The following is a 5,125-nucleotide window of genomic DNA, read 5'->3' as shown; positions in this document are numbered from 1 at the left end:
GATGCCTGTTGGTAAAGGCGCTTATCCAGAATTTTGGCGTTGATTCGTGGCGGCAAAGGCCAGGAGAGACCGGCCTTCCTGAAGCGAACAAAGAGATCGCAGGCCGTGGTTTTGGGGATACCCAGCCGCGGTTGAAGCCTTTGCAGCGGAGGGGCACGGCGGAAAGATCATTAATGCCTGCTCCCAGGCTGGCCACGTCGGAAATCCTGAACTGGCGATATACAGTTCGAGTAAGTTTGCCGTGCGCGGTCTGACCCAAACGGCAGCCCGGGATCTCGCCCCGGCGGGCATTACCGTAAACGGTTTTTGTCCGGGCATTGTCAAAACCCCCATGTGGGCAGAAATTGATCGGCAAATTTCCGAAGCCGCAGGTCAGCCTGCAGGTTATGGTACCAAGGCCTTCGCCAAAAGAATCACACTGGGCCGTTTATCCGAGCCCGACGATGTGGCCGCCTGTGTAGCCTTCCTCGCAGGACCGGACTCGGATTATATTACCGGCCAGTCTATCCTGGTTGATGGCGGAATGGTCTTTAGCTGATCGCGATCAGGCCTGGCACGCTTGTGCCAGGCGACCTCTGTTCAGCCAGGCTGTTTCTCGTTACCCTTCGCATTGCTTACTGACAAAATTCAGAGCATGCCGAGCGCCTGCGGGCTTCCATCATGCTCTGAAATCGCTAAAATAACGTGCTCATTTGTCAGGGAGTCACACAGCCACAATGCGTTATCGTTATCTGTTTGCCGCACTCGCGGTCGCCACTGCCTTGTCAGGCTGCGCCAAAAAGCAGCCTGCCGCCAATCCTGCTGACGCCTTTGCCGAAGGACAAACGCAGATTGATGTCTCTCATGTGATTACGCGTGCTGACGACGGTTCCCATATTTACCTGACCGTGGATGGTAAAGATGCTGGCGAATTGCCGAATGGCGAAAGTAAAGTCCTGCATGTCCCGGCGGGTAAACATGAAGTCGGCGGTTACGTCCGTACCTTATTTGGTCTGGGACGCGTAACCATTGATCCCCTTGAGGTGACAACGTCACCTAACGACGTGAAAAAAGTGGCCTACACGGTGACGCGCAATAAAGCGACCTTTGTTGAGCAGCCTAAATCAAACGACGCTGCGCAGGAACAAGGTTAAGGCATCAGGCGGGAGGGTCAGTCCGATGTGACTGACCTGAATTGTCGGCGTGAACAGCCTTGCCGGAACTAAAATGCCCAGGTAGTGGAAAAGTCAGGGCTGCTGTTTACGGCCTGAAGGTGAACGGTTCAGACAATATGGTGCTGTTCTTTTCTGTCTCACCCGACGCGAGAAGGTGCGTCAGGTGGATCTCAGACATGTTTCACGGAAATTGCCTACAGGCCAAGATCACTGAGTGAAGGATGGTCGTCCGGTCGGCGGCCCTGAGGCCAGTGAAACAAACGCTGACTCTCGGCAATCGCCACATCGTTTATGCTGGCGTGGCGCCTGACCATGAAGCCATTCTCGTCAAATTCCCAGTTTTCATTGCCATAAGAACGAAACCAGTTTGCCACGCTGTCATGCCATTCATAGGCAAACCGAACCGCAATGCGGTTTGAGTGAAAACTCCACAGCTCTTTTATCAGCCGATACTCGGCTTCTCGCTGCCATTTCTCGCGCAAAAACGCCACGATTTCGCTACGTCCGCTCAGGAAGATATCGCGATTTCGCCAGACGCTGTCAGGCGAGTAAGCCAGTGAAACGCGTTCGGGGTCGCGGCTGTTCCAGGCATCTTCGGCCAGACGCACTTTCGTTATGGCCTGTTGTACATCGGTAAACGGTGGTAAAGGCTGGCGTGGGGCTTCCATACTGTCTCCTGAAATAGCGGCACTCTGGATAAGCGCGCCGCCTGGCTGTGATAAACAGACTGTTAAACAGACAAAACCACGTGCGTTTACAGTGAAATGGCGTGAATTTGACGGACTGCGCGTGCCGCTTCTTTGCCTTTTTTCACAAAATGCTCGGTGTAGAAGCGAATGAATTCATCGGCAGGCTGAAAATTATGTGGTGTCAGTGAGACGGAAAACACGGGCACGTTGGTCGCCAGTTGTGCCTGCATGAGTCCGTTCACGACGGCCTGAGCGACAAAATCGTGGCGGTAAATGCCACCATCCACGACCAGAGCCGCACAGACGATTGCATCGAACTTACCGGTTTGTGCCAGGCGTTGTGCCAGTAACGGCATTTCGAAGGCGCCAGGCACATCCCAGGTTTTGATTTCACAGGGCGTGCTGCTGTTGTCCATTTCCTGCTGAAATCCAGCCAGGGTTTGAGAAACAATCTCGCTGTGCCAGTTTGCCTTGATAAAGGCGACTCTTAACGGTTGCATAACTTACTCCAGTCAACGTGACATCCGGTTCCTGAGAGATCGGCAGACGCGCTCATCTTCCCGAATGACTACGCATCTCTGATGCGTACCATTGCCAGTCACACATCATAAAGACATCGATCCCGCTGCCGGACAGCAGTATCCGGCTGAATTCAGTGATGAATAGCGGACAGTATAAACCGATGTAAACCCCGTGCGCTTACCTTTCACTCGCTTTTGCGGTCTTCCGCGTGTGCCCCAGGTTCCCTGGCAAGGTGAAAAGCACAGGGCCATGCTTTGCGTGCCTCCGGTATCGCGATCGCTGTTCGATTGTGTAACGCATTCCATTTATGATGTTGCTTAAAATAATACTGGATATTTAAACAGGTAATTGTATAATTATTCCACTGCCCGCTGGGTGTTGTCTGGAATGATTAGGGGGTAAAGCCCATGATGATGTCGACAGAAACTTTCAACGCAACGGATCATGCCATCACAATGAGTAGCCGGGAAATTGCTCAAATGACCGGAAATACACATGGTGAAGTTAAACGGTTAATCAAAAGCCTTGAAACGGCACAGCGCCTGTCCCAGCCACTTTTGGTCAATCTCTATGAACACCAGGGCGAAATGCGCCAGGAATATCACCTGAATAAACGCGATTCCCTTCTGGCGGTGGCCCGGCTTTCGCCTGGCTTTACCGCGGAAGCGCTTGATCGCTGGCAGGCGCGTGAAGAACGCGTTCATCTCCCTGATTTCACGAATCCCGCCGAGGCGGCCCGCGCCTGGGCGGAGCAGTTTGAACAGCGCCGTGCTGCAGAAAAGCAACTGGCCGAATCTGCGCCAAAAGCCGCCTTTTTCGACGATTTCGTGAATGTGGACACCGCGCTCGGTTTTCGTCAGCTGTGTAAAATGCTGAAAGTGAAAGAAACGGATTTTCGTCAGTTTCTGCTCGACCGCAATATCATGTACCGTGAAAAGGGCGCACTGACACCACAGCATTACCATCTGCAGGCGGGTTACTTTACCCTGCACGCAGGAACGGCAGAAAATCAGCATACTTTCTCACAGGCGAGGTTTACCACGAAAGGGGTCCGGTGGATTGCCAGCTTATGGGCCGGGCATCTGTCCGCACAAACCAAAGGCGCTGCCGCCTGACGGCACGTTATGCCTGGAACAGGCCGCCTGCTGCGCGGCTTGCCCCAGGCTATCGGATTTACCAACCTTTAATGGCATCGCCTTTATAAACGTCTTCTGCTTTTGCTGCGACCTCAGGAGACTGAAATGCAGCTTTCAGCTTTTGAATCTTATCGCTGTCTTTATTGTCCTGACGTGAAACCAGGGCGTTAACGTACGGCGAAGAGGCGCTTTCCATAAACAAACCATCGCGATGAGCAGATAACCCCGCCTGCGCAGAGAAGTTGGTATTAATAATGGAAAGGGTGACGTTTGGGTCGTCCAGCGTGCGGGTAAGCTGTGGTGTATCCACTTCGACCAGCTTCAGATGTTTGGGATTATCGGTAATATCCAGCGATGTTGGTAAATAACCCACACCGTCTTTTAGCTTAATCAGCCCCTGAGCCTGTAATAGCAGCAGGCTGCGTCCAAGCGTGGTGGCTTCATTTGATATCGTAATGGTATCGCCATCCTTCAGCTCACTGATATTTTTAATTTTGTGCGAATAGGCAGCGATAGGGAAAACAAACGTTTTGCCCACAACGGCAAATTTATAGCCGCGCTCCTTTGACTGCTCTTCAAGGTAAGGCAGGCCTTTGAAAGGCGTTCGCATCCACTTCTTTATTATTCAGTGCTTCATTGGGCAAAACATAATCATTGAAGTTCAGCACTTCAACATCCAGCTGATACTTATCTTTGGCTACTTTCTGTACTTCTTTCCAGATAGCTTCATCAGGACCCGTATTAATAGCCACTTTCACTTTATGATCGTTATCAGGCGAGCAGGCGGACAATAATAATACGGAACTGGCGATTAGCGCCGTCAATAAACCTTTCATGTGTAGGGATTCCCATCAGTATTTGATGCCGAAAGCCTAATACAAATTCACGGTATTGCGTACTTACGCGTCGCTATAAGATATAACCATCATGCTCTGATTGGGATAAAAAAACATCAGCGCTGTTATCGCTGTCTCCGCCGCCTTTCAATTGCTGATATTAAGTGTGCTGGCGAATTATCAGCTATTTTTAAACGAGTCACTCAGCCCGGCCCGGGGCGTCATTAACAGGAGAAACGATGTCAGGTGAAAACAGCGATAACGCATCAGCATCAGAAATTAAGGCGGTAACGCTGCTCAAAAGTTGCCAGGCATGGAATGGCCAACATATTGACGCTTATCCGCAGGGACAACCCGAACTGACAGTCATACGCTTAACCCTTCCGGCGCAAACCGCCTTGCCCTGGCATACTCATCCGATGCCCAATGCAGCATTTGTCCTTTCAGGGACGTTAGTGGTGGAGGATAAAGAAACGGGTGAGCAGCAAACTTTTCAGGCTGGTGAAGCGTTGAATGAAACCATCAACAGTGCGCATCGTGGTTTTACGCTGGAAAGTCCTGCTGAGCTGATTATCACGTACGCGGGTGTGAAAGGGCAGGAACTGACCGAACCGCTACCCGGCGAGCCGGAAGAGTTTTAGATCGCTATGCGGGCAAAGCCCTGAGGGATCCCCACAAATTGACGCTAATAAACCAGCACCATTTTGTGGTAAACCCTTGTTAAATTGTTAAGAACGTCCTTCAGGGATATTCGCCTGAGCATTAGCGGAGAATGCCGTAAAATATTC

General features: G+C 51.5%; 5 protein-coding genes and 3 pseudogenes. 4 read left to right on the top strand and 4 right to left on the bottom strand.

From position 1 onward, the window contains the following. A pseudogene (locus F7Q90_RS28035) lies at positions 1-128 on the bottom strand (IS66-like element accessory protein TnpA); the annotation flags it as partial. Between F7Q90_RS28035 and F7Q90_RS24615 the strand changes: the two are divergent. Together F7Q90_RS24615 and F7Q90_RS24610 are read left to right on the top strand one after the other, a co-directional pair. Beyond that, positions 113-538 (top strand): annotated as a pseudogene (locus F7Q90_RS24615) (SDR family oxidoreductase); the annotation flags it as partial. The pseudogenes F7Q90_RS28035 and F7Q90_RS24615 sit on opposite strands and share 16 nt — an antisense overlap. Positions 539-716: 178 nt before the next feature. Continuing rightward, positions 717-1,133 carry a hypothetical protein gene (locus F7Q90_RS24610; RefSeq protein ID WP_006121976.1) on the top strand — a complete coding sequence of 139 codons (417 nt, stop codon included), beginning with the start codon at positions 717-719 and terminating at the stop codon, positions 1,131-1,133. A gap of 215 nt (positions 1,134-1,348) precedes the next feature. Here the strand turns inward: F7Q90_RS24610 and F7Q90_RS24605 are convergent, their stop codons facing one another. Then, a complete protein-coding gene (locus F7Q90_RS24605; RefSeq protein WP_006121975.1) occupies positions 1,349-1,822 on the bottom strand; it encodes a nuclear transport factor 2 family protein in 474 nt (157 codons plus the stop codon). Between the two features lie 86 nt (positions 1,823-1,908). Then, complete coding sequence (locus F7Q90_RS24600) at positions 1,909-2,343, bottom strand: 6,7-dimethyl-8-ribityllumazine synthase (protein WP_006121974.1); 435 nt, start codon at positions 2,341-2,343, stop codon at positions 1,909-1,911. Between the two features lie 429 nt (positions 2,344-2,772). Here F7Q90_RS24600 and F7Q90_RS24595 point away from each other — a divergent pair, with 429 nt between their 5' ends. Continuing rightward, entirely contained in the window at positions 2,773-3,480 is a 708-nt protein-coding gene (locus F7Q90_RS24595; protein ID WP_006121973.1) for a phage antirepressor KilAC domain-containing protein, read from the top strand. A 58-nt stretch (positions 3,481-3,538) separates the two neighbouring features. On the opposite strand, the pseudogene F7Q90_RS24590 reads toward F7Q90_RS24595, so the two are convergent. Further along, positions 3,539-4,337: pseudogene (locus F7Q90_RS24590) on the bottom strand (MetQ/NlpA family ABC transporter substrate-binding protein). A 239-nt stretch (positions 4,338-4,576) separates the two neighbouring features. Between F7Q90_RS24590 and F7Q90_RS24585 the strand changes: the two are divergent. Continuing rightward, the gene (locus tag F7Q90_RS24585; protein ID WP_006121972.1) at positions 4,577-4,978 is read left to right on the top strand and encodes a cupin domain-containing protein; all 402 of its coding nucleotides are present in this window, start codon (positions 4,577-4,579) and stop codon (positions 4,976-4,978) included. The last annotated feature ends 147 nt before the right edge of the window (positions 4,979-5,125 follow it).

Origin of the sequence: Pantoea stewartii subsp. stewartii (assembly GCF_008801695.1) — a bacterium.
GTDB lineage: Bacteria > Pseudomonadota > Gammaproteobacteria > Enterobacterales > Enterobacteriaceae > Pantoea > Pantoea stewartii.
This window is presented reverse-complemented; position numbering and strand designations above follow the sequence as displayed.

What these genes read in the sequence shown, in the direction of transcription:
- F7Q90_RS24610 (WP_006121976.1), top strand. Translation starts at nt 717, where the DNA reads ATGCGTTATCGTTATCTGTTTGCCGCACTCGCGGTCGCCACTGCCTTG.
- F7Q90_RS24600 (WP_006121974.1), bottom strand. Translation starts at nt 2,343, where the DNA reads ATGCAACCGTTAAGAGTCGCCTTTATCAAGGCAAACTGGCACAGCGAG.
- F7Q90_RS24595 (WP_006121973.1), top strand. Translation starts at nt 2,773, where the DNA reads ATGATGATGTCGACAGAAACTTTCAACGCAACGGATCATGCCATCACA.
- F7Q90_RS24605 (WP_006121975.1), bottom strand. Translation starts at nt 1,822, where the DNA reads ATGGAAGCCCCACGCCAGCCTTTACCACCGTTTACCGATGTACAACAG.
- F7Q90_RS24585 (WP_006121972.1), top strand. Translation starts at nt 4,577, where the DNA reads ATGTCAGGTGAAAACAGCGATAACGCATCAGCATCAGAAATTAAGGCG.